1 protein-coding gene is annotated in these 1,619 nt (G+C 47.7%); it reads right to left on the bottom strand.

Annotation, left to right across the window (positions count from 1 at the left end; genetic code table 11):
• Positions 1-82 precede the first annotated feature (82 nt).
• Positions 83-1,462 (bottom strand): IS66 family transposase, encoded by a 1,380-nt coding sequence (tnpC, locus tag F6K63_RS36775; RefSeq protein WP_287315008.1) that lies wholly within the window; start codon positions 1,460-1,462, stop codon positions 83-85.
• Positions 1,463-1,619 lie beyond the last annotated feature (157 nt).

Raw genomic sequence — 1,619 nt, 5'->3', positions numbered from 1 at the left:
CTAGGAATTAAGAGCTAACTGTTAACACGGAGGTGACCCAATGCTTTTGCGCTATTTCTACAATCGTAACAGTTCACCTTGGTCAAGCAGGTAAGGGAATAGGGTTACTGTTGAGTCGGGAAATGACGTCAAAAGGTTCTTGTTGATTCTGCTTGGCGGTATCAACGACGGAAGCAATAGTGGCATGAGCCTTGGCCCCATTATCAGAGCGAAAGCCACCAGAGACTTTGCGTTGAATGACGGAATTACGAAGGGCTCGCTCAGAAGCATTATTATCAGGAGGTACGGCAGAATAATATAAGAAAGTAAAGATGCTCTGCCGATGCTTAAGGTATCGTCGTTGTAGTCTCGCCTCTTCGGCACCATCAAGAGGCTGTAAAAGAAGGTGGTTGCAATCTTGCTCAATCTGGAAAGTAGAAGCATGGAACTGAGCAAGAGAGAGCTCATCTCGGCGTTTGTTAAGTCTTTGGGCACGTAGAAGCAAGGATTGGAATTGATAAGCCCAAACGGAGCATTCAGCGTCAATAGCAAATTGCAAATCACGGATTTGATGGGCAAGGCAAATTTGGCGCAAACGGGAGGCAGCCACACATTGTGCGGAGAAAAGGTCGCTGACCCAAACTAAGGGAACTGAATCGCCCATCACATCCTTGATGACTTGGGCACTGCGGCTATCAGCAACGACATGGTAGGTAGCGCTATCCCCGATGAAGACCCATTGCCATTGATTCTTGCCATTGACTCTGGCACCAGTTTCGTCGGATTGAACGATTTGGCTAGCCCTAACCTCTGCAAGAATTTTCTCGGCTTCCGGACCAAGTTTGGCTGCGACTCGTTGCACAATATTGACCAAGGCACCGTTGGAGATGCCTAAGCCAAAGAGGAGCTCAAATAGCGTTTTCAGACGGTTGTAGCTGACATGATGCACTTCATGTAGGTAGGCCGCTGTTGTTTCGATTCGGCTACCAAACACTCGTTCTCGTTCTAGACCTTCTGGATAAGAGGCTTCTTGTTCCTGACCACATTTTGGGCATTTGCACCCATAGCGGATGGCTTCTACTACAACCGGTTGGACCGGCGGAATCTCAACGACTTGGCTTCGGCCTAACTCCTGATGAGAGGCTTCTCGTAAATCCGTCCCGCAATCTGTGCAGGCTTCTAACTTGCATTCGATTGTCACATCTGGCTCACTTCGTGTTCGGCTCTTACCAACATGACCTGGCTTTGCCCCTTTTTTATTCAGGGTTTTGACCTTGGGACGACTTGCTTTTCTGTCCGATGAGGGACGGCTCGATGAATTCTTGCTCGTCTTTTTTGGCTTCTTTTCCGCTTCCTCTAATTCCTGGACGCGGCCGAGTACCTTATGATGCGATTCTAACAAACTTTGAAACGCTTCATCCATTTGCAATATTAATTCGACTAAGTCCGAGCGGCTGGCTCTTTCCAGCTTTGAGCGGTCCATATTTTGATACTTTAACCTTGGACAACCCCTTTGTCTATAGCCTTTTTGGTTGATTGACACATAGTACCCACCAAGGTGAACTGTTACCGTAGAAGATTGCATTCACGATTTCTCGCAGCTCTATCTGGCGCTTTCTACCTCGAGTACTTTTCGGTAG

The organism is Moorena sp. SIO1G6 (assembly GCF_010672795.1).
GTDB classification, from domain to species: Bacteria; Cyanobacteriota; Cyanobacteriia; order Cyanobacteriales; family Coleofasciculaceae; genus Moorena; species Moorena producens.
Note: the sequence above shows the minus strand (reverse complement) of the source record. Positions and strands in the feature narration are given on the sequence as shown.